Annotated in this window: 20 protein-coding genes; 12 read left to right on the top strand and 8 right to left on the bottom strand. The window is 61.2% G+C overall.

Annotated features, from left to right (window positions below; translation table 11 throughout):
• The first annotated feature begins 11 nt into the window (after positions 1–11).
• From HBJ59_RS23365 to HBJ59_RS23335, 7 genes are read left to right on the top strand one after another with little or no spacing between them, the layout of a single operon-like run.
• Positions 12–1,235 (top strand): type II and III secretion system protein family protein, encoded by a 1,224-nt coding sequence (locus HBJ59_RS23365; protein ID WP_167664885.1) that lies wholly within the window; start codon positions 12–14, stop codon positions 1,233–1,235.
• Complete coding sequence (locus HBJ59_RS23360; RefSeq protein ID WP_167664884.1) at positions 1,232–2,422, top strand: pilus assembly protein; 1,191 nt, start codon at positions 1,232–1,234, stop codon at positions 2,420–2,422. The genes HBJ59_RS23365 and HBJ59_RS23360 overlap by 4 nt, the downstream gene beginning before the upstream one ends.
• Entirely contained in the window at positions 2,419–3,690 is a 1,272-nt protein-coding gene (locus HBJ59_RS23355) for a CpaF family protein (protein ID WP_167664883.1), read from the top strand. Before HBJ59_RS23360 ends, HBJ59_RS23355 begins: the two co-directional genes overlap by 4 nt.
• 11 nt (positions 3,691–3,701) lie before the next feature.
• Positions 3,702–4,586: a type II secretion system F family protein gene (locus tag HBJ59_RS23350; protein WP_167664882.1), complete on the top strand. Its 885-nt coding sequence runs from the start codon at positions 3,702–3,704 to the stop codon at positions 4,584–4,586.
• Between the two features lies 1 nt (position 4,587).
• Complete coding sequence (locus HBJ59_RS23345) at positions 4,588–5,472, top strand: type II secretion system F family protein (protein ID WP_167664881.1); 885 nt, start codon at positions 4,588–4,590, stop codon at positions 5,470–5,472.
• An 11-nt stretch (positions 5,473–5,483) separates the two neighbouring features.
• On the top strand, positions 5,484–6,206 hold the full coding sequence (locus HBJ59_RS23340) for a tetratricopeptide repeat protein (protein WP_167664880.1): 723 nt from the start codon (positions 5,484–5,486) through the stop codon (positions 6,204–6,206).
• Between the two features lie 20 nt (positions 6,207–6,226).
• On the top strand, positions 6,227–6,505 hold the full coding sequence (locus HBJ59_RS23335; RefSeq protein ID WP_167664879.1) for a DUF3613 domain-containing protein: 279 nt from the start codon (positions 6,227–6,229) through the stop codon (positions 6,503–6,505).
• Here the strand turns inward: HBJ59_RS23335 and HBJ59_RS23330 are convergent.
• A complete protein-coding gene (locus HBJ59_RS23330; RefSeq protein ID WP_167664878.1) occupies positions 6,502–7,290 on the bottom strand; it encodes a response regulator transcription factor in 789 nt (262 codons plus the stop codon). The genes HBJ59_RS23335 and HBJ59_RS23330 overlap by 4 nt on opposite strands.
• Before the next feature lie 113 nt (positions 7,291–7,403).
• On the bottom strand, positions 7,404–7,889 hold the full coding sequence (locus HBJ59_RS23325) for a prepilin peptidase (protein WP_167664877.1): 486 nt from the start codon (positions 7,887–7,889) through the stop codon (positions 7,404–7,406).
• Between the two features lie 71 nt (positions 7,890–7,960).
• On the opposite strand from HBJ59_RS23325, the gene HBJ59_RS23320 reads away from it, so the two are divergent.
• A complete protein-coding gene (locus HBJ59_RS23320; RefSeq protein ID WP_167664876.1) occupies positions 7,961–8,401 on the top strand; it encodes a TadE/TadG family type IV pilus assembly protein in 441 nt (146 codons plus the stop codon).
• On the top strand, positions 8,398–11,142 hold the full coding sequence (locus HBJ59_RS23315) for a PAS domain-containing sensor histidine kinase (protein ID WP_167664875.1): 2,745 nt from the start codon (positions 8,398–8,400) through the stop codon (positions 11,140–11,142). Before HBJ59_RS23320 ends, HBJ59_RS23315 begins: the two co-directional genes overlap by 4 nt.
• Here the strand turns inward: HBJ59_RS23315 and HBJ59_RS23310 are convergent.
• The 5 genes from HBJ59_RS23310 to HBJ59_RS23290 all read right to left on the bottom strand — a co-directional run bounded on the left by HBJ59_RS23310 (position 11,139) and on the right by HBJ59_RS23290 (position 15,577).
• On the bottom strand, positions 11,139–13,163 hold the full coding sequence (locus HBJ59_RS23310; protein WP_167664874.1) for a pilus assembly protein TadG-related protein: 2,025 nt from the start codon (positions 13,161–13,163) through the stop codon (positions 11,139–11,141). The two genes, HBJ59_RS23315 and HBJ59_RS23310, sit on opposite strands and share 4 nt — an antisense overlap.
• Before the next feature lie 129 nt (positions 13,164–13,292).
• Positions 13,293–13,850 (bottom strand): DUF4136 domain-containing protein, encoded by a 558-nt coding sequence (locus HBJ59_RS23305; protein WP_167664873.1) that lies wholly within the window; start codon positions 13,848–13,850, stop codon positions 13,293–13,295.
• A gap of 45 nt (positions 13,851–13,895) precedes the next feature.
• A complete protein-coding gene (locus HBJ59_RS23300) occupies positions 13,896–14,501 on the bottom strand; it encodes a DUF4136 domain-containing protein (RefSeq protein ID WP_167664872.1) in 606 nt (201 codons plus the stop codon).
• Between the two features lie 24 nt (positions 14,502–14,525).
• Complete coding sequence (locus HBJ59_RS23295; protein ID WP_076017967.1) at positions 14,526–15,275, bottom strand: methyltransferase domain-containing protein; 750 nt, start codon at positions 15,273–15,275, stop codon at positions 14,526–14,528.
• Positions 15,272–15,577 (bottom strand): MazG-like family protein, encoded by a 306-nt coding sequence (locus HBJ59_RS23290; RefSeq protein WP_167664871.1) that lies wholly within the window; start codon positions 15,575–15,577, stop codon positions 15,272–15,274. Before HBJ59_RS23290 ends, HBJ59_RS23295 begins: the two co-directional genes overlap by 4 nt.
• Before the next feature lie 153 nt (positions 15,578–15,730).
• Between HBJ59_RS23290 and HBJ59_RS23285 the strand changes: the two genes are divergently transcribed.
• The 3 genes from HBJ59_RS23285 to HBJ59_RS23275 all read left to right on the top strand — a co-directional run bounded on the left by HBJ59_RS23285 (position 15,731) and on the right by HBJ59_RS23275 (position 18,132).
• Positions 15,731–16,024 (top strand): hypothetical protein, encoded by a 294-nt coding sequence (locus HBJ59_RS23285; protein WP_076017968.1) that lies wholly within the window; start codon positions 15,731–15,733, stop codon positions 16,022–16,024.
• Positions 16,025–16,318: 294 nt separating this feature from the next.
• Positions 16,319–16,621, top strand: a complete 303-nt coding sequence (locus tag HBJ59_RS23280) for a DUF6124 family protein (protein ID WP_167664870.1) — start codon at positions 16,319–16,321, stop codon at positions 16,619–16,621.
• A 164-nt stretch (positions 16,622–16,785) separates the two neighbouring features.
• Complete coding sequence (locus HBJ59_RS23275; RefSeq protein WP_076017970.1) at positions 16,786–18,132, top strand: MATE family efflux transporter; 1,347 nt, start codon at positions 16,786–16,788, stop codon at positions 18,130–18,132.
• Here HBJ59_RS23275 and HBJ59_RS23270 read toward each other — a convergent pair.
• Positions 18,116–18,979, bottom strand: a complete 864-nt coding sequence (locus HBJ59_RS23270; RefSeq protein WP_076017971.1) for an alpha/beta hydrolase — start codon at positions 18,977–18,979, stop codon at positions 18,116–18,118. The two genes, HBJ59_RS23275 and HBJ59_RS23270, sit on opposite strands and share 17 nt — an antisense overlap.
• Positions 18,980–19,160 lie beyond the last annotated feature (181 nt).

Below are 19,160 nucleotides of genomic sequence, written 5' to 3'. Positions count from 1 at the left end.
GGATGCCTTGAATGAGCAGTCGTTCCGTGTGGTTTTTTTCGCGAGTATTCTGGGGCCTCCTCACCTTGAGCCTGCCTGTCGAACTGGCACTGGCAGCGTCCGGCAACTGCACAGCCCTGGGCCAACTGCCGGCGGTACTGGAGGTCGGCGAAGGCGCTCAACAGGCTATCCAATCGCCGGTACCGATTACGCGACTGGCCATTGGCGATCCGAAAGTGGCCGATGTGCAGGTCAATGGTAACCAGGCGTTCCTGCTCACCGGCATCGCCTCAGGCACCACCAGCCTGATGGTCTGGACGGCCTGTTCCAGCAGCCCGCGCCAGAGCATGGTGTTCGTTCAAGGCAAGGCCACGTCGGCCCTGACCAGCCTGGCCCTGTCGCCGTCCGATGACCCTACGCTGCCCAGCCAGGTGCAAACCGACATCCGCTTTGTGGAAGTGAGCCGCACCAAACTCAAGGAGGCCAGTACCTCGATCTTTGGTCGGGGCGGCAACTTTCTGTTTGGCGCTCCAAACAATGTCGCCAACGCGGCGGCCACAGGATTTCGCGGGCTGCCGGTAAACAACGACACCTTCAACATCGGCTTCGGTGGCGGCCGTGTCTCGGCCATGATCAACGCCCTGGAAAGCAGCGGTTTTGCCTACACCCTGGCTCGCCCAAGCCTGGTGGCGCTCAGTGGGCAAAGTGCAACTTTCCTCGCCGGTGGTGAAGTACCGATTCCGGTGCCCAGCAGCGGCAGCAACACCATCTCCATCGAATACAAGGAGTTCGGCATCCGCCTGACCCTGACCCCGACCGTCATCGACCATGGGCGAATTTCCCTGAAGGTGGCGCCAGAGGTCAGTGAGCTGGACTACAGCAACGCAGTCACCATCCAGGGTATCTCGGTGCCAGCGCTGACGGTCCGGCGTACTGACACCAGCATCTCCCTGGCCGACGGCGAAAGCTTCGTGATCAGCGGTCTGATCAGCACCAATAACACCTCAAGCGTCAGCAAATTTCCCGGCTTGGGCGACATCCCGATCCTCGGTGCATTTTTTCGCGACTCCAACGTCAGCCGCCAGGAAAAAGAGCTGCTGATGATCGTCACTCCGCACCTGGTACAGCCGCTGGCCGCCAATGCCAAGCTGCCCTCCTTGCCGGGGGAAAAACTGCGCAATTACGACCCGAACTGGTACCGCCTGTACTTCCTCGAAAATGGCAATTTCGACCGCCGCAGTGGACTGTCCGAATGAGCGAAAGCCTGAGCCAGACCTTTTTGGCCATTACCCGCAACACCACGGATCTGGAATGGCTCCAGGGGGCTCTTGCGCCCTTGGGACAAGTGGTCAGCGCCGGGGCGGGCAGCCTCGACGAACTGTTGGCACTGGTGGACGTGACGTTCGCCAACCTGGTGTTTATTGGCCTGGACCGTGAACACGTGACCACCCAGTGCGCCCTGATCGAAGGTGCTCTGGAAGCCAAGCCAATGTTAGCCATCGTGGCCTTGGGCGACGGTATGGACAACCAGCTTGTGCTGAACGCGATGCGCGCCGGTGCGCGGGATTTTGTTGCCTACGGCTCACGTTCCAGTGAAGTTGCCGGCCTGGTTCGCCGCCTGAGCAAACGCTTGCCGGCCGTCACCCCGAATGCCCACTTGGGCGGGCTGACAGTACTCTATGGCACCCAAGGCAATGCCGACGGCGCACTGATCGCCAGCCACCTCGCGCTGGTGGTGCAAAAAAGCGGGCAGCAGACGTTGCTGCTCGACCTGGGCCTGCCACTCGCTGACAGCCTGGCACTGCTGGGACTGGAAAGTTCTTTTCATTTCGGCGACGCCCTGCGCCACTTGCGGCGCCTGGACTCCACCCTGATCAACAGCGCCTTCACCTCGGCCGAAGGCGGTCTGCGCATTCTTGCCTACCACAATAACGATGAGCCGCTGGACCGTACCAGTGCGGCCGAGCTGTACATGTTGCTCAGCGCCCTGCGCCAGCACTTCCAGCACATCGTGGTGAACCTGACCGGCCAACCCGACAGCGAAGCCTTGCGCACCTTTGTCAGCCATTGCGACAAACTGCTCTGGTGTACCGACCAAAGCGTGCCGGACTGCCGCCGTAACCTGGCGGTACTGAACCTGTGGCGGGAAAAAGGCATGAAACTGGACCATGCCCGCCTGCTGGTCGACCGCTACCTCAAGGGTGCCGCCCCCGATTCGGAAGCCCTGAGCAAAAGCTTCGGGCTGGAAGTGATCGCCGTGTTGCCCTGGAGCCCGGAAGTTCGCCTGAGTGCCAAAAACCAGGCCCAGACCCTGTTCTCCCTGGCCCCGCGGGAAAGCCTGACGCAAGCCTTGCGTGCCTTGGGTGAGCGCCTGGCAAAACGCTCCGAAGGCCTGGAAAAACCCTCCACCAACTGGCTTAACCGCCTTCTGGGGACCAAATGAACGGTGAGAAGCTGTTTGGTATTCCCCCGCGCGGCAGCGCCGGCAACACCGATCACGACGGCCTGAAACTGGTGCTGCATCGCTACATCATCGATGCCATCGAAGAGTCGGGAAAAAACCTGTTGGAGGGCACACGCCAGTCCCTGGCGCAGTTCGTGATGGACAAGGTGGCCGAATACATCACGCGCATGCACCTGGCAATTTCCCGCTACGAGATGGAACGCCTGGCCGAAGAGATCGTCGACGAACTGACCGGTTTCGGCCCGCTGGAAGTGCTGCTGCGGGACCCGACAGTCACCGAGATCCTGGTCAACGGCCCGCACCGGGTGTTCGTCGAGCGCGATGGCCTGCTGCAACAAAGTGATTTGCGCTTCATTGACGACCACCATGTTGAGCGGGTCATGCAGCGAATCCTCGCGCCCCTGGGACGCCGGCTGGATGAGTCGTCGCCGATGGTCGATGCGCGCCTGCCCGATGGCAGCCGGGTCAATGCGATCATTCCGCCGATTGCCCTGGACGGGCCCTGCCTGTCGATTCGAAAGTTTCGCAAGGACATGCTTAAAAGTAGCGACCTGGTGGCCATGCAAACCATCGACCAGGCCATTTTCGACTTCTTCCAGGACGCTGTCGGCAAGCGCTGCAACATCCTGATCAGCGGCGGTACCGGCACCGGTAAAACCACACTCCTAAACATTCTCAGCCAACTGATCAACCCTCGCGAGCGCCTGGTCACCATCGAGGACGTGGCCGAACTGCAACTGGGCCATCCTCACGTTGTGCGCCTGGAAACCCGCCCGCCCAACGCCGAGGGGCATGGTGAGGTGAAGGCCAGCGACTTGATTCGCAACGCCCTGCGGATGCGGCCCGACCGGATCATCCTCGGCGAGATTCGGGGTGTGGAAGTCATTGATGTACTGACCGCCATGAACACCGGCCACGACGGGTCGATGAGCACCGTGCACGCCAACAACGCCCAGGACGCCTTGCTGCGTCTGGAAACCCTGGTGGGCCTGACCGGTCGGGTGGTGGCGGAAAAAACCCTGCGGCAAATGATCTGCGCAGCCCTGGATGTGGTGATCCAACTGACGCGCCTGCCCGATGGCCGCCGCTGTGTCAGTGAAGTGGTGGAAGTGGTGGGCATACGCGAGGACGTGTACGTCACCAACACCCTGTTTCGCCACGACAAGCGCACCGGCTTCGGCTTCCTGCGGGAAGCGGTCAACCCAGCCGGTGACAAGTTGCGCCACGAAGGTCACCTGCCGGTGTAGGAGGCAACCCAATGATCGGTCCGATTCTGCTCGCCCTGCTGGCCGTGGCCCTTCTGGTGCTGGGGATAGGCCTGATGCGCAACGGTTTGCGCAAAGCCCAGACCGACCGGGTGTTGGAACGTCTGGCCGAAGGGCAACCCCAGGTCATGAAAGACAACTCGGTGGTCACCAGCCTGGAACGCACCTTTATCCGTGCAGGCCTTGGCAGGCCGACCGAACGTTTGGGCCTGTGGCTGACGCTTTGGGCCTTCGGCGCCCTGCTGGGGGGGCTCTTGGGAGAGTGGATAGGCCTGCTTGTGATGGTGGTGGCACCGCCCTTGGCACTGCGCCTGTACATCGCCATACGCTACCAGCACCGGCTGCGCCGAATGATCGAGCAACTGCCGCAGTTGCTCGACCACGCAGTGCGCAGCCTCAAATCCGGACGCACCCTGGCGGACGCGATCCTGAGCGGCATCGATGCCAGTGACGACCCGTTGAAAAAATCCATGGGCCGCATCAAGCGCAATGTGCAACTGGGTGTCAGCCTGCCAGAGGCCGCTCAAGACTATGCCGAGTTTTATGAGCAGGATGAACTGCGCCTGTTTGCCCTGGGCCTCAAGGTCAACCACCGCTACGGTGGCAACGCCAGTGACCTGCTGGAGAACCTGATCAAGATGATTCGCGAGCGCGACCAGGGCGCACGGCAGTTACGCGCCATGACGGGGGAAACCCGGGTGACCGCACTCGTGCTCGCGGTGCTGCCGGTGAGTGTTGCAGGCTACTTCCTGATCATTAATCCAACGTACCTGATGGCCATGTGGGACGACCACAGCGGCCAACGCTTGATGCTCGGTGCGTTCGCCTTGCAAGTCATCGGCTGCGTGGCGCTGTGGCGCATGTTGCGGAGTATCTGAGATGGCGATAGTGATCAGTGCCGTATTGTTTCTTGCCGCGTTATTGCTACTGCTGGCCAACATCTTGAGCGGTCGTCGCCAACAACGCCTGGTTACCCAACGACTTCAAGGCGAGCCAAGCCGTAACGACAAAATGAGTGAGTGGTTCCACCAGTTGGGCAGCACCCGGATCGGTCAGCGCACCGTCAGCCTCGATAACGAAACGCAAACCCTGCTCAACCGCATGGGCTGGAGAAAGGCCAGCCAGCGTTCGATGTTCGCCGCCTGCCAGATCGCTTCGCCGATACTTCTGATGGGCCTGACCGCACTGGCACTGGAGCTGTTTTTCCCCGACACCGAGCATGAGTGGGTGATCGCCCTGCTGGGCCTGATCATCGGTTACCTGCTGCCCAAGCGAATCCTGGTTTCATTCGCCAAAAAGCGCCAGGAGAAAATCGCCCGGGAAGTAGCGACCTTCATACCCCTGGTGCGCATTCTGTTTGAGTCAGGCATGGCCGTAGAGCAAGCACTTCGGGTCATGGCCTACGACGCGCAGAAGCTGTTGCCGGTGCTGACCGCCGAACTGCGCCTGGTGCTGGCACGCGTCGATTCCGGGCTGGAATTGGGTGAGGAATTGAACAAGGCCAGCCAGGTATTGGCCGTCGATGAACTGACCGATACGTGCTTGATCCTCCAGCAGCTGCTTCACCAGGGTGGAGGCGCGATGAAGTCGCTGCAGTCGCTCAAGCAACTGCTGGATGACCGGCGCCTGACCCGCTTGCAGGAATACATTTCCAAGATGTCCGCCAAGATGTCCGTCGTGATGATGCTGTTCCTGTTTCCCGCGTTACTGATCGTATTGGCCGGCCCTGGTTTTATTGCCATCGCCAAAGCCTTCGTGCCTTGAGAGGACATGCAATGAAGACAGTGATGATCGCCTGCAGCCTGTTGTTGTTGGGCGGTTGCGCCAGTAACGGGCAACTGCCGTGGGCGGGTTTCAGCGCGCAGGGCAGTTGTGCCAAGCCCACCTCCAATCAGGAGTTGTCGCTGAACTTGGCCGACGATATGGCCAACGAGGGCAAGCTCCACGCCAGCCTGGCCAACCTGCAAAACCTGCCGGACAACCTGCCCCAGGTGCGCCAGCGCCAGGCCAAGGTGTACCGCCTGCTGGGCCGCAGCGAAGCCGAACCGTTGTACCGCAGCCTGCTCGGTACCTGCATGGCCGCCGAAGGCGAGCACGGCCTCGGCCAGTTGGCAGCCGCGAGAGGGGACAACGGCCAAGCCATGGCGTATTTGCAACGGGCGGCCAGGATGTCGCCTACAGACGAGAAAATCCGCAACGACCTGGGCGTGGTGTACCTCAATCAACGACGCCTGGAAGACGCGCGCTTTGAATTCCTCACGGCCATGGAGCTCAAGCAGAGTGATCAACTGGCGGCGATCAATCTGGTGACGCTGATGATCTACCAGGACAACTGGGAACAAGCCGCACAAGTGGCCAGCCGCATGGGTCTGAGCCCGGAACAAGTGACGCAAGCCCAGGCCCGGGCGCAGCAACTCAAGGCACCTGCATCAACGACGACACTGCCAAAAGATCAGGTCGCAACCGTAAGCGACGCGCTGCAAGCGCCGGTCAAATAGGTTTGAAGGGAGTACACAGGATGAAACTCACACTGCTCGCCACTCTGCTGTTCGCCAGCCTGCCGCTGACGGCGCAGGCCATTGAGCCAGGGCCTTCTTCGCCACAGCAAAAACAGACCGAAGGCTGGCTGCAAATGCAGGTCAGCGGCGAACGGGCATCCTCCAACCCACAAAAGGCCACGCCCGCTGAACGTAACCAGGCCATGCAGCGCCTGCTGGACAGCTACAACCACCCTATTCCTGAGTATTACGACCAGAAACAGGGCGGCAACACCCCAGGCGGCGGCAGCAGTAACTAGTGGGCAGTTACGCGCTGGCGTGCCGGTGAGTTATTCGGCGATAGCGCCAGCGCCAACTGGGTGCGGTTGTGCATATGGGTCAGGCGCAGCACCTGGGACACGTAGAGTTTCACGGTGTTTTCGGTGATGCCCAGTTCACAGGCAATCTGATAGTTGGTCTGGCCCTTGCCTACCAACCTTGCGACGTCCAGCTGGCGCGGGGACAACTGATTGAAGATCGCCGGTATTTCAACGCGGTCAGTGTCGCTGACTTCGCCATCGGCCTCATTCGACTGTACGGTTTGCGGACTGCTGCGCACCTTGTCGAGGTCATGATAAAGATCGTCGATGGACGCCGAGAGAAACTGCAGCTTCTGGTTCAGATGCCCCAGGTCGAGGTTTTTCTGCCGGTCTTGCAGCGCCACGACCTGGCGTTGCAACCCTTCAAGCAGTTCGCCCAAATTGATCGGCTTCTGGTAGTAATCGGCAATCCCGGCGCGCAGGGCCTTGATGACGTCCTGCTTGTCGGCACGCCCGGTCAACATGATGGCTTCAAACACCCGCTGTTTGCCGGCCAGGCGTTGCAGAGCCTGGACCAGTTCGATGCCATCCATCTCCGGCATGTGCAGATCACACAGCACCAGGCCGATCTCGGTATCGTCACGGAAACGCTCGATAGCCTGCTGGCTGGAGTTGCAAGGGACGCAACGGTAACCGTTACTTTCAAGAAATTCGCAAAGCTCTTCCACGATCAGGGGCTGATCATCGACAACGAGCACTTTCACTTCAGAGGTAAGCTTGTTCACGCGCTACTCCATGCCTGGGCAAGCCAAAGACCGACCGATCCATTCCGACCACTTTCCTATACAACCTACCCATAAACGTAGACGTACTTTCCTACTATGTACATAGCGATAGCCTACGTGGCGACTAATGGGATCCAAAGCCAGGCCAGGCAGAACCCGACCAATAAAAACGGCACGAACGGCTGTCTGGCCGAGCGTTCCGGATGCAGGTATTGCAAGGTGTTCTTAAGCCCTTGATTCATCAGCGGCCACAGTCTGGGGGCCAGCAGTAGCCAAGCAGCGCTGGCGAGGCCAGCGCCGATAAAAGTGCCCAGTACGTAGAGGTGGTTGGTCGCCAGCCCCAATGCCGCGATCAACTTCACGTCACCGGCACCCAGACGGCCCAGTGCGTAACCGGGCAGGGTAAACAACAGCGCCAGGGCAAATGCCCCACCGCCCTCGGCGGCAGGCGCGCCGAGCCAGGTGGTACCGTTCCAAAGCAGGTAGACCAGCGCCAGCAGGCCTGCGCCGAGGGTCAAGCGGTTGGAGATCTGACGTAGACGGATATCCTGCACAGCGCACAGCGCCAGCCAAACGAATAGGACGAGGCTTTGAATCACGTAAAAAAAATCCCTTTTTGCTGAATGATTCTATGCTGATATCAGGCAGTAGTAGTCAGGTTAGACGAGTCATGAAAAAAGGCCTCCCTAGAAAGCAAAAAGGTGCCGCCGCGCTGGAGTTCGCGATGGTCTTCATGATTTTTTTTGCCGTATTTTATGGTCTGGTCAGCTACAGCCTGCCGTTACTGCTGATGCAGTCCTTTACCCAAGCCGCTGCCGAAGGCGTAAGACGTAGCGTCGCGCTGGACCCCTCCACGCCTAACTACATAACGGCACTGCCCAATCAGGCCGTCGCCGCGGCCCAGGCACAACTGTCATGGATCCCCTCGTCGTTCAAGTTCCTGCCCACGTATGTCACGGCAACCTATAGCGCGAGCTCGCTGCTGACGGTGCAAATCAACTATCCAACGTCCAGCCTTCAGAACGTGTTGCCGTTTCTGGTCCTGCCAGGTTTGGGTACCGTGCCCAATCTGCCGCCCACACTGTCCGCCCAGTCGAGCATGCAGTTTTGACCTCAGGGGATAAACTATTCGGCCGCCTGCTCGGACGTGGCAACCACCTGAGTGCGGACGCCCCCGCCGCATTGCCAAGCACCGCCGCGTTGCTGTTCTACCTCGACGCCCAGGCCCGGGTCGTGGACATCCATGGCCCGCTTCGCCATCGACTGGAACGGCCCGCCGCGCAACAACCGCCAGCATCGCTGCTCGAGTACCTGACCCCGATGAGCAGCCTGGTGATCGAAGGCACGCCAGGCGACTGGCAAGGGCAAACCCTGGACCTGGATTTCAAAGGGCTTGCCGGGCAAATCCTGCATACACGCGGCTGGGTTCAACCCGAGGACAAGGGTTGGCTCCTGCAACTGCTGGACATTGGCGACCTGATTGCCCATCGCCAACTGACTCAGCGACGCGAACACAATCAGCGCGTGAACGACCAGATCAGCGAGCAACTGCGGGTCTGCAGCCTGACGCGTCTGCCCGAGGTGCTGCAGGACACTCTTCAGACTATCTCCCAGCACTGGCACATCCCCTGCACGGCGATTGCCTTGCTGGACGAGCAAGGCCAGGAATGGTGTATCCAGGGCTGTTACACAGCCCACGACGCTCCGGCACTCTGGAGCAACGGGCAAGCCCTGGGCGGCAGCCTCGACAGCCTGGGCGGTACAGCGCCGGTGAGCCTGGGGGTAAACCGAGGCCACAGCGACCACCCGCGCCTGCAAGGGCTGTTTGGCAATACCGATGGTTTTCTGGTGCCCTATCACGATGGTCATGGCCTTGGTGCATGGCTGCTGTGCGGCCTTTATAGCCGCCAGGAACAGACCAGTGACCGTGACTGGCTGCAACTGACCGCCGCCCTCGCCGCTCCGTTGCTCGGCCGCCTGCGCGAACAGCACCATCAGCAGCAACTGGAGCGCCTCGACGCCCTGCAGGGACTGCTCGGCACCGGCTGGTGGGAACTGCCCCCACACAGCGAGGACATTGAACTCGCCCCGCAGTTGCTGCACACCCTCAACCACGGCGAGTCCACCACACGGCTATCGTTGCCGATGTGGCTCAAGCTGATTCACCCCGCTGACCGGGAAGAACTCGCCAGCCGCCTGCAAGACCTCAAGACCCTGGGCAAGCCGCTGTCCACCAGCGTTCGCCTGCAACCTACCGACCCGGCGCAAAACCCCATCTGGTACCGCGTACAGGGGCAAGCGCTGGGCTCGGGCGAACACCGCCGCGTGGTGGGCTTCATGCTCGACATCAGCGATATAAAAAATCAGGAACAACAGGCCGCCGCCGCCCACGCACGCCTGGATAACCTGATCGCCAGCTCCCCGGCGGTGATCTACGTGCAACGCTACGTCGAAGGCACGCTGCAACCGGTGTTCTTCAGCGACAGCCTGCTGCCGCTGCTTGGCCGCAGCCTGGCCGACTTCACCCCGGCGACGCTGATCCAATGGATCCACCCCGAAGACCGCGAGCTCTACTTCGACCGTACCCGCCAACTGCTGCGCGAAGGCAGCGTGCGCAGCCGTTACCGGGTGCTCGACAAACAGGGCGATTACCACTGGCTGCTGGATGAAGCCCGGCTGCTGCGCGACGACCTGGGCTTACCCGTGGAAGCCGTGGGCCTGTGGCTGGATATCACCGAAACAACCCTCGCGGCGCAACGGGTCAAAGAGAGCGAGGAACGCTATCGAATCCTGGTGGAAGATTCCCCGGCCATGATCTGCCGTTACCGTCCGGATTTGACCCTGACCTTCGGCAATACTCCCTTGGCCAATTACATGGAGTGCTTGCCTGAAAAACTCCCGGGCATGAACCTCAGCCAGTGGCTGTCCGAAGAGCAACGCGAGGCATTTGTGCAGCGCATCCGGCAGTTAACCCCGGAGTTCCCCGTGAGCACCGCCGAAATCAGCCTGCAATTGCCGGGGCGTACACATGCCTGGTGGGTGTGGTCGGATCGGGGCGTGTTCGACGAACAGGGCCAGCTGCAGGAAATCCAGGCCGTAGGCCGGGATAACACCGAAGTCCGCCGCTCCCAGCAGCAACTGACCCAAAGCGCCAAAATGGCCACCCTCGGCGAAATGGCCACCGGCCTGGCCCACGAGATCAACCAGCCGTTGAATGTGATGCGCATGGCCATCGTCAACGTGCTCAAGCGCTTGAGCAATGGTGATGCCCAGATCGATTACCTGACGGAAAAACTCCAGCGCATCGACTCCCAGGTCCAGCGAGCCGCCCGCGTAGTGGATCATATGCGCGTGTTCGGCCGCCGTTCGGAAGTCGAACAGCAGCCCTTCAACCCGGCGCAGGCGGTGGAAGGCACCTTGTCGTTGCTCAGTGAGGGCATGCGCGGCAAAGGCGTAGAACTGCGGGTGACGCAGACGGACATTTCGGTGCAGGTCAAAGGCTATGTCGACCAGTTGGAGCAGGTGCTGATCAACCTGATGGTCAACGCCCGCGATGCCCTGCTGAGCAAACGCGAACACGACCGCGACCTGCGGCCGTGGATTTCGGTGCAGATCGAACACGACAGCCGTCACGTGCGCATCTGGGTAGAGGACAACGGCGGCGGGATTGACCCACGGCTGCTGGAGCGGATTTTCGAACCGTTCTTCACCACCAAGCCGATTGGCGTGGGCACCGGTCTGGGGTTATCGGTGAGCTATGGCATTGTGGAGAACATGGGCGGCCGGTTGAGCGTCGCCAACAGTGAACATGGGGCGAAGTTTTGTGTGGAGTTGCCGGTGGTTGAAGCCTAATTTACCAAGGCCGCTTGCCCGTGAGGACGGCAGCTGAGGTTGGCGCCCACTTCCACCGCATTCAGGTTAACTCCAAGATTCTGCAGCAGGTTGTTTACCAACGGATCCAGAATCGGGCTGAGTACCCCGCCGATCACAGAACCCAGGGTGCTATTGAGCCCGTTGAGCAGCGTGCCTGTCGTCTGCAGTAACCCTCCCAACAGGTTGAACCCCGTCGGTTTGTAGACCTGAAACTGAATACCGCTTAACGCGTTGCTGATCGCGCTCAACAAGCTGGCCGTCGATGAGGGGTAATACTGTGCAGGTATCACGTTGATTTCAGGAGGCTGATTGTAGGTGTGGGGTGGCAGCGTACTCACGGCCGCGCCCAACTGACTACTGACGCTGAGTCCGATACCGCCACCGTAGAATGGCTTCCGAGTCGCAGGGTCGCACGTCGTCGGGCCGAGCCCCAGCAACGGTTTGAAACAGGTAATCGCACCGATATCAACCACCGGTAGCGGCGCGACCGGATCCAGGGGGGTGTTGCTGTTGAACGCATTGATCAGCTGCGGGCTCTGGCCAATTTTCACGTTCACCAGTGAGGCGTTGGTTTGGGTGGTCAGGGTCTTGGTCGCATCACTGGCACAGGTGAAACCGGTGACATAGCTTTCAGCCGTGCCCAGTTCCAGAACCACATCGATCCTGGCCGCCGGCGGGTTCGAGGAAGAGGACAGCACTTGCAGGTCGGTACGCTGGCAATAGCCCCCCAACACACACAAGAGCGAACTCACCGTACCGCCCAGGTTCAAGCTCAACAGATTATTCAAAACGTCCGAAAGTGGTCCGATCAAGCCATTCAGAGCAACGTCCACCACTGGGGTGTCCAGCACCGGCAACCCCAGGGTCAGGCCGAGACTTAGCTGCGCGGTTTTCACATAAATCCTCGTCGCCGAGGTCTTGTCCTTGGCATAGGTAGGGTCACCGATCGCCGACAATTGTGGCGGCTGGATCACTTTCAACCGGACCCCGCCGTTAAGCAGGCCCGGGATATTTACCGGGATGGTAGCCACGGCCCCGTTTTTGGTGTTGGCCAGTTGCACGAAGGCTTCAGCGAGTTGGAATACGTTCAAGCTGGTGTTCAGTCCCGCTGACACCGCACCCGTTTGCAGCTGCAACAGGCTGCCCAGGGTGACATCCAAATTGCCCACCACCGTCTTGATGCTGGTAAGGCCGCTGACTGCAACGCTGGCCGTATTGCCTCCGGCACTGAGCACCGTAATCGCCGCATCGAGCAGTTGGCTGATCTTGACGGTCTTGGTCAACAGTTGGTCGTAGGCCCCTGCCGTAACGCCCACGTTCAGTGCCAACTGGTTGAGGTAGCTGAGCAAGTTGATGTTGGTGTCTACCAGGCCCTGCCAGCCTGCCACGCTCAGATTCAGTGAGCCGCCCAACAGTTGGCCGAACAACAGGTTCAGTGCTGCTGATTTGCTTGAGTCCACGGTGACCAGCGTGGATTTAATTGTCAGTTGTGCCTGGGGCGGCAGGATCTTCGGCGCGGCCACCGCGATGGCAGACAGTTGCGTGTTGAAGTTGTAGCCGCCACCACTGAACAATGCCCAAATACCCCCGGCAACGCTGGTCATGATCGGGCGCGAGGCAGTTACCTGGATGGCATCGGTCTTGGTCGAGTCTGCGGAAAACACCCGCTGGTTGGTCGCTCCGATTGTCAGCACGCCGCATTTCACTATCAGGGCGCTTCCCGGCGGGATGACATAACCGTTGCGCACTGCGCTGACACCCGCATAAGTGGGCGCGGTGTTGGTGGCGGCCAGGCAATCGCCCTTGCGCTGCACAGCCTCCAGCGCCGCCATATCGGCAATCCCCTGCAATTGCCGTTTTTCCAGGTACAAACGGCTGCTATCGATCACCAGCAACAGGAATACCAAGGCGATGCCCAGGGTCACAGCCGCAATCAAGCCAATCGCACCACGCTGCCTTGCATGCCCGGCCAGGCGGCCGGAACGAAGTCGAAGAGACATCGAGCACTCCTTTGCCGGCACACTGCCGAGCGCTTACTCTCCTGTGTTGATTGGGAGTGTAGTCAAGAGCGGCGGGGGCTGCAGGCCAGTCGCCATGAGCAGGCGACTGGCGGAGGGCGGATTAACGAATCAATGCGGCGGGTAGTTGGACAGCACCTTCGTCACCGTCGCACGAATGGCCGCGCTGCGGTCCTGTGGCTCGGGGGTACTGGCGAGGATTTGCTCATCGCTGCCGCGCCACACCAGTTTGCCGTCCTTGCCGTCGAGCAAATCAATCTGGATGGTGGCCACCTTGTAGGTGATGTTGCGGGTTTCGTTGTACATCGGCGCGCCCCAGTAGCCATTCCACGGGCCGCCCCAGGCGCCGCCGTAGTTGGTGGTGACTTGTTGCTGACGGTCTTCGACGATCAGGTAGGTCTGCACATTCAGGTCAGCCTTGGTGCCCGGCGCCGCAGGGCGCAGGCCACGCTGGTCGAGCTGCTCGCCCACGGCCTGGCGGATGCGCTGTTCGGTGAGGTCACTCTTGATCCGCGGGTCATCCGGGCGGTATTGCAATGCCGGCTCTTTCCAGCTCCAGCTGCGGTACGCGCCAAAGTCCCGGCTGGCGTCGAAATCATGGTTGACCTGGCTGGTCTGGCAACCGCTCAGCAACACAACAACAGCAAGTGCAGCGATACGACGAAGCATGGTTTTTCTCCAAAAGACGAACTGAGCCTGAAATGAGAATAGCTGCTAACTGGGCGGGTAGGCAGTCATTGCCTTTTGCATCGCCTCACGCAGGGAATCGGCGCGTTCGCTGAGGCTGCCCTGGCTCGTGGTTTCGGCGCTGGTGCTCCATACCGGCTGGCGGGTGCGGGCGTCGAACAGGCTGATGCGCGCCACGGCCACCGTCACTTCATAGGTGCGTACCACCGGCACGCTGTTGTACATGCCGTAGCCGTTGCCGTAGCGGTTATAGCCGCCGTAACCGTAGCCATAGTCGTCCTGGACCTGGCGCAGGCGCTTTTCCAGGCGCACGTCGGCGCTTACCAGCAGGTCGGGGTTGCGGTTGTCATGCAAGGGGCGCAGGCCGCGCTGGTCGAGGGCGCCGCTGACGGCATCGGCAATCTGCGCCGAATCGGCCCAGGCCGAGCCCGCCGGTAGCTGGTTGTTGAGCCAGGCCCAACTGCGGTAGGCGCCATAGTCGCGCAACGGCGCCGGGTAGGCGCTGGCATCAAAGGTGTTGGCCGCCTGGGCAGGCGCCGGCGGCATCGGGGCGGACGCCGCCACATACGGGTTGTTGCTCTGGCAACCCGCCAGGCCCAGGCCCAGCAGGATCAGTCCAAGACAGCGCTTCATTTCGACCTCCGCAGACTGGGCCGCTTAAACCGGACGGCAGATCCAGTGCAAATAACGCCCAAGTCCGGCAAAGCTTGGGTGACGACGGTGTGCGAGTTCCATCTCCAACAAATCCTGCAACTCGGCGCGGGCCTGGAATTCCACCGGCATATAGTCGTGGAACACTCGCACGCCACTCTGGGTTTCGACCTGCCACAGGCCCTCTAGTTGCGTCGCCAATTCCCGTGGATCGAGGGGTTGTTGTGGCGTGAGGCTCTGCTTCTCGCCGGCCATGTCGTTCTTGCGCATTTTGCGGAAGTGGCCTTTGAGCAGGTTGCGGTAAATCAAGGCGTCGCGGTTGTAGAAGGCCAGGGACAGCCAGCCGCCGGGCGCGGTCAACTGGTGCAGCACCGGCAGGATCGCATGGGGTTCGGCCAGCCATTCCAGCACGGCGTGGCACAGCACCAGGTCGTAGGGCTCGGTGAGCTGACCGAGCAGGTCCTGCCAGGGCGCTTGAATGAAGGTGGCCGTTTGCCCGGCTTCGGCGAAACGCTGGCGGGCGCCTTCGAGCATCGGCTCGGCGGGTTCGGCCAGGGTTACATCGTGACCGCGCTCGGCCAGCCACAGCGACATATGGCCCAGCCCTGCGCCGATATCCAGCACCCGCAGCGGGCGGTCCGGCAGCGCTTCGATCAAATCGGCTTGCAGCACCGCCAGGCGAATCGCGCCCTTGGCACCGCCGTAGATCTTCTCGGCGAAACGGGTAGCAAGCTGGTCGAAATGACGGTCGCTCATTTGGCAAACCGCCGTTCGCTGTCGGCCAGTTTGGCCTGTACAACCTGATCCATGTCCAACCCCAATTCGCTGCACAACAGCAGCAGATACAGAACAATGTCACCCACTTCCTGGCCGGCATGGGCGAGTTTGTCGGCGGGTAACTCGCGCGACTGGTCCTCGCTCAACCATTGGAAAATCTCCACCAGCTCGGCCATTTCGACGCTGGCGGCCATCGCCAGGTTCTTGGGGCTGTGGAACTGCTTCCAGTCGTTGGTATCGCGGATGCGGTGCAGGCGTTCGGTGAGGCGGTCGAGATTCATGGGGCGCTCCTGAAGGTGTATAGCTTCGGGCGCAAGCCGCGCGAAGGCAAGTGAATCCCTGTAACCCGTAAACCTCTATGCTAGAAGGGAACTAGGGTCAGGTAATAACGACCAAAGCCTCAGCTACGCCCACCTTTTCATCAGGACACACACATGCAGGTAGAAAGCTTTTTCGAATGGCTGGGCCAGGCGCTCGGTTCCGTCATCCGCTTTATCGTCGACGGGCTCAGTGGGTTGTTCAATGCGCTGACCCACGCGGGCGGGAATTTTATCGATGGGCTGTCACGCACGCTGGGCATGGACACCTCGATCATCAGCATCCTTACCCTGATCATCGGCCTGATGCTGCTGTACTCGGCGGTGCGCGCATTTATGCGGGCGTCGATCATCATGGGGATTATCTGGTTGATGCTGGGATTGTGGCTGTTGAGCTGGGTGGTGCGTTAATAAAGGGCCAGCAAGGCAAGTCCCTTTAATTTGACGGACGTTTCCGAGACAATCTTTCAGCCTTGTGCCTGCCAGGACCGGTGGCTAGTCTTCGCTCCTTCACTGCATATCAGTGATCGGGTTTAGTCGCCCGGAATTAGTGAGCGCAAGTTGTCGCCCTGCTTCATGGCGGCTGTGCGCAGGGCACCTTCGGGTGCGCCGGGTTCCACTAGCCGGTCGACTAACCTGCGTACAGCCGCCACCCTCGTTTAGTCGCGCGGGTGTCAGCTCCTTACCTACTAGTGGAGTTACACCATGAATAAGCTCGTCCCCGATCCACCCAGCGACCTCCTCAACGACCGCGCCGCCTTCAATCGCGCCCTCGAACACTACCTGCCATCGCAGGGTTTCCACACCATCAACGAAGACCTGAGCTTCGAAGACTCCCTGCTCTACACCGCCAGCCTGCTGAGCAGCGCCTCGGCCACTGCGCTTGATTGCAGTGAGCTGCTGGAGAGCCCACAGCGGGCGAAGATCCTGGCCGTTTGGCACTTGCTGGAAATTGCCAAGACCACCGTCGACCGCTCCATCGAATGCCTGCACCCGCGCAAAACCTGACACTACGCGGTCAAAACTGTGGGAGCGGGCTTGCTCGCGAAGGCGGTGGGTCAGCCAATACATCCGGCGACTGACACACCGCTTTCGCGAGCAAGCCCGCTCCCACATTGGATCTGCGGCGCAGCTAATGGACAGTTACACTACCGCTCCCCAAAGGAGCCCGCATGACTTCCCTGCTAACCGACTGGCGCGACCGCCCCACCCACCGCCGCGTGTGGGCCCTCGCCGCGCCGATGATCCTGTCGAACATCTCCGTGCCGCTGGTAGCGCTGGTAGACAGCATGGTCATCGGCCACCTGCCCCACGCCCATCAACTCGGAGCCGTGGCCGTCGGGGCCAGCCTGTACACCTTCCTCGCCTGGGCCATGGGCTTCCTGCGCATGGGCTCCACCGGTTTTGCCGCCCAGGCCGCCGGGCGCGGTGACGGCGCCGCGCTGAGGCAGATTCTGTTGCAGGGGCTGCTGTTGGCGCTGGGCCTGGCGATGTTGCTGGGCAGCATCGGCATTCCCTTAAGCGGCCTGGTGCTGGAGTGGATGCAGCCCTCCCCCGAGCTGAACCAGCTGACCCGGGAATTCTTCCATACCCGCCTCTTCGGCCTGCCCGCCGCCCTGGCCAGCTACGCGCTGGTGGGCTGGTTCCTCGGCACCCAGAACGCCCGCGCACCGCTGGCGATTCTGCTGACCACCAACCTCGTCAACATCGCCCTTAATCTGTGGTTCGTGCTGGGTTTGGATTGGGGCGTGGTCGGCTCGGCACGCGCCTCGGTGATCGCCGAATGGACCGGCGCCCTCCTTGGCCTGGCCCTCACCCAAAAAGCCCTGCGGGCCTACCCTGGCCATATCGCTTGGGCGGCACTCAAACTGTGGCAAAGCTGGCGCCCGCTGCTGGCGGTGAACCGCGATATCTTCATCCGCAGCCTGGCCCTGCAATCGGTGTTTTTCATGATTACCGTCCAAGGCGCGCGTCTGGGGGATGCCACCGTGGCGGCGAATGCGCTGCTGCTTAACGGATTACTGCTGACGGCTCATGCCCTGGACGGATTGGCCCACGCCGTGGAGGCGTTATGCGGCCACGCCATCGGCGCCCACGACCGCCAGGCCTTGCGCCGTTCGCTGGTGGTGGCCTGCGGTTGGTCGCTGCTGGCCAGCGTCGGCTTCGCGATCCTGTTCGCCGTGTTCGGCCACTTGTTTATCGCGATGCAAACCGACATCCCGAGCGTGCGCGAAACCGCCGACATCTACCTGCCCTACCTCGCCGTACTGCCGTTGATTGCCGTGTGGAGCTACCTGCTGGACGGCCTGTTTATCGGCGCTACCCGCGCCCGGGAAATGCGCAATGGCATGCTGCTGACGGTGGTGATTGTGCTGCCCTTCGCCTGGGCATTGCAGAGCCTTGGCAACCACGGCTTGTGGATAACCTTCCTGCTGTTCATGGCCCTGCGCAGCCTCACGCTGTGGGCGATTGCCTGGCGCCTGAACAAGCAGGACCGCTGGCTCACTGGCCCGGCGTGAAGGTGATAAACGCCGTGACCCGGTCGAGCACCGGCGCCAGCCAGCGCAGTGGCCGGGACATCGACGCCACCAACGTGGCATGGCTGGTCTTGGCGAAGTAGAACTCCTCCACCGGCACGCCCGCCGCCCGCAGTTTGTTCGCCAAGCCGCCAGTATTGCGCTTGGGGTTGACCAGGTTGTCGTCCACCGATGCAATCAACAGGCTCGGCGGTGCGTCATGGCTGACGTGATTGATGGGTTGGGAATCGGGCGGCGAATCCGGGTAAAAGAACACCGGGCGCACATCACGGTTTTCAATCGGCAGGAAATCATACGGCCCGGCGAGGCCGATCCAGCCCTTGAGCATGGACGGCGACAGGCCCACCGCCGCCAGTAATCGTGGATCCAGCGCCAGCATGGCCGCGTTATAAGCGCCGGAGCTGTGGCCCATCAGGTAAAGCTGCTTGGGGTCGGCGCCGTACTCGGCGATGTGTTGATGGGTCCAGGACACGGCTTTTGCACCATCCTGCAAAAACGCCGGGTAGCGCACTTGGGGATAAAGCCGGTAATCGGCAATCACCACCACGATTCCACGCGAAGCCAGGGCCTCGCCTACAAAACCGTAGTCATCCTTTGAGCCGCTGTTCCAGCTGCCGCCATAGAAAAACACCACGACGGGCGCGTTGGGCAAGGCGGTGACGGGACGGTAGATATCGAGTTTCTGGCGGGGGTCGTCGCCGTAGGCGATGGAGGAGGTTTTGGTGAAGGTGCTGGTGGGGGTGAGTGCGTTGAGCACTTTGATGGGCGAACAAGCCGCAAGAAGCGCGGCTATGGCCAGGGTGAGCGCTTGCAAGAGCTTTCTCGACATTATTCAGGCCCTATAAAAACTGCAGGACTTGCGGCGATCCAAATGTGGGAGCGGGCTTGCTCGCGAAGGCGGCGTGTCAGTCAATACATGGGCAAACTGATACACCGCCTTCGCGAGCAAGCCCGCTCCCACACTGGATCTCTGTCACTTTGAGATCTTTGTCAGCCTGGGAGCGGTGTAC

The sequence above is a fragment of the Pseudomonas sp. AN3A02 genome (assembly GCF_011765255.1).
Lineage (GTDB): Bacteria > Pseudomonadota > Gammaproteobacteria > Pseudomonadales > Pseudomonadaceae > Aquipseudomonas.
The sequence above is the reverse complement of the archived record's forward strand: the minus strand, read 5'-3'. Positions and strand labels throughout refer to the sequence as shown.

What these genes read in the sequence shown, in the direction of transcription:
- HBJ59_RS23280 (WP_167664870.1), top strand. Translation starts at nt 16,319, where the DNA reads ATGAATAAGCTCGTCCCCGATCCACCCAGCGACCTCCTCAACGACCGC.
- HBJ59_RS23270 (WP_076017971.1), bottom strand. Translation starts at nt 18,979, where the DNA reads ATGTCGAGAAAGCTCTTGCAAGCGCTCACCCTGGCCATAGCCGCGCTT.
- HBJ59_RS23295 (WP_076017967.1), bottom strand. Translation starts at nt 15,275, where the DNA reads ATGAGCGACCGTCATTTCGACCAGCTTGCTACCCGTTTCGCCGAGAAG.
- HBJ59_RS23285 (WP_076017968.1), top strand. Translation starts at nt 15,731, where the DNA reads ATGCAGGTAGAAAGCTTTTTCGAATGGCTGGGCCAGGCGCTCGGTTCC.
- HBJ59_RS23365 (WP_167664885.1), top strand. Translation starts at nt 12, where the DNA reads ATGAGCAGTCGTTCCGTGTGGTTTTTTTCGCGAGTATTCTGGGGCCTC.
- HBJ59_RS23355 (WP_167664883.1), top strand. Translation starts at nt 2,419, where the DNA reads ATGAACGGTGAGAAGCTGTTTGGTATTCCCCCGCGCGGCAGCGCCGGC.
- HBJ59_RS23350 (WP_167664882.1), top strand. Translation starts at nt 3,702, where the DNA reads ATGATCGGTCCGATTCTGCTCGCCCTGCTGGCCGTGGCCCTTCTGGTG.
- HBJ59_RS23310 (WP_167664874.1), bottom strand. Translation starts at nt 13,163, where the DNA reads ATGTCTCTTCGACTTCGTTCCGGCCGCCTGGCCGGGCATGCAAGGCAG.
- HBJ59_RS23300 (WP_167664872.1), bottom strand. Translation starts at nt 14,501, where the DNA reads ATGAAGCGCTGTCTTGGACTGATCCTGCTGGGCCTGGGCCTGGCGGGT.
- HBJ59_RS23335 (WP_167664879.1), top strand. Translation starts at nt 6,227, where the DNA reads ATGAAACTCACACTGCTCGCCACTCTGCTGTTCGCCAGCCTGCCGCTG.
- HBJ59_RS23290 (WP_167664871.1), bottom strand. Translation starts at nt 15,577, where the DNA reads ATGAATCTCGACCGCCTCACCGAACGCCTGCACCGCATCCGCGATACC.
- HBJ59_RS23275 (WP_076017970.1), top strand. Translation starts at nt 16,786, where the DNA reads ATGACTTCCCTGCTAACCGACTGGCGCGACCGCCCCACCCACCGCCGC.
- HBJ59_RS23305 (WP_167664873.1), bottom strand. Translation starts at nt 13,850, where the DNA reads ATGCTTCGTCGTATCGCTGCACTTGCTGTTGTTGTGTTGCTGAGCGGT.
- HBJ59_RS23345 (WP_167664881.1), top strand. Translation starts at nt 4,588, where the DNA reads ATGGCGATAGTGATCAGTGCCGTATTGTTTCTTGCCGCGTTATTGCTA.
- HBJ59_RS23340 (WP_167664880.1), top strand. Translation starts at nt 5,484, where the DNA reads ATGAAGACAGTGATGATCGCCTGCAGCCTGTTGTTGTTGGGCGGTTGC.
- HBJ59_RS23320 (WP_167664876.1), top strand. Translation starts at nt 7,961, where the DNA reads ATGAAAAAAGGCCTCCCTAGAAAGCAAAAAGGTGCCGCCGCGCTGGAG.
- HBJ59_RS23360 (WP_167664884.1), top strand. Translation starts at nt 1,232, where the DNA reads ATGAGCGAAAGCCTGAGCCAGACCTTTTTGGCCATTACCCGCAACACC.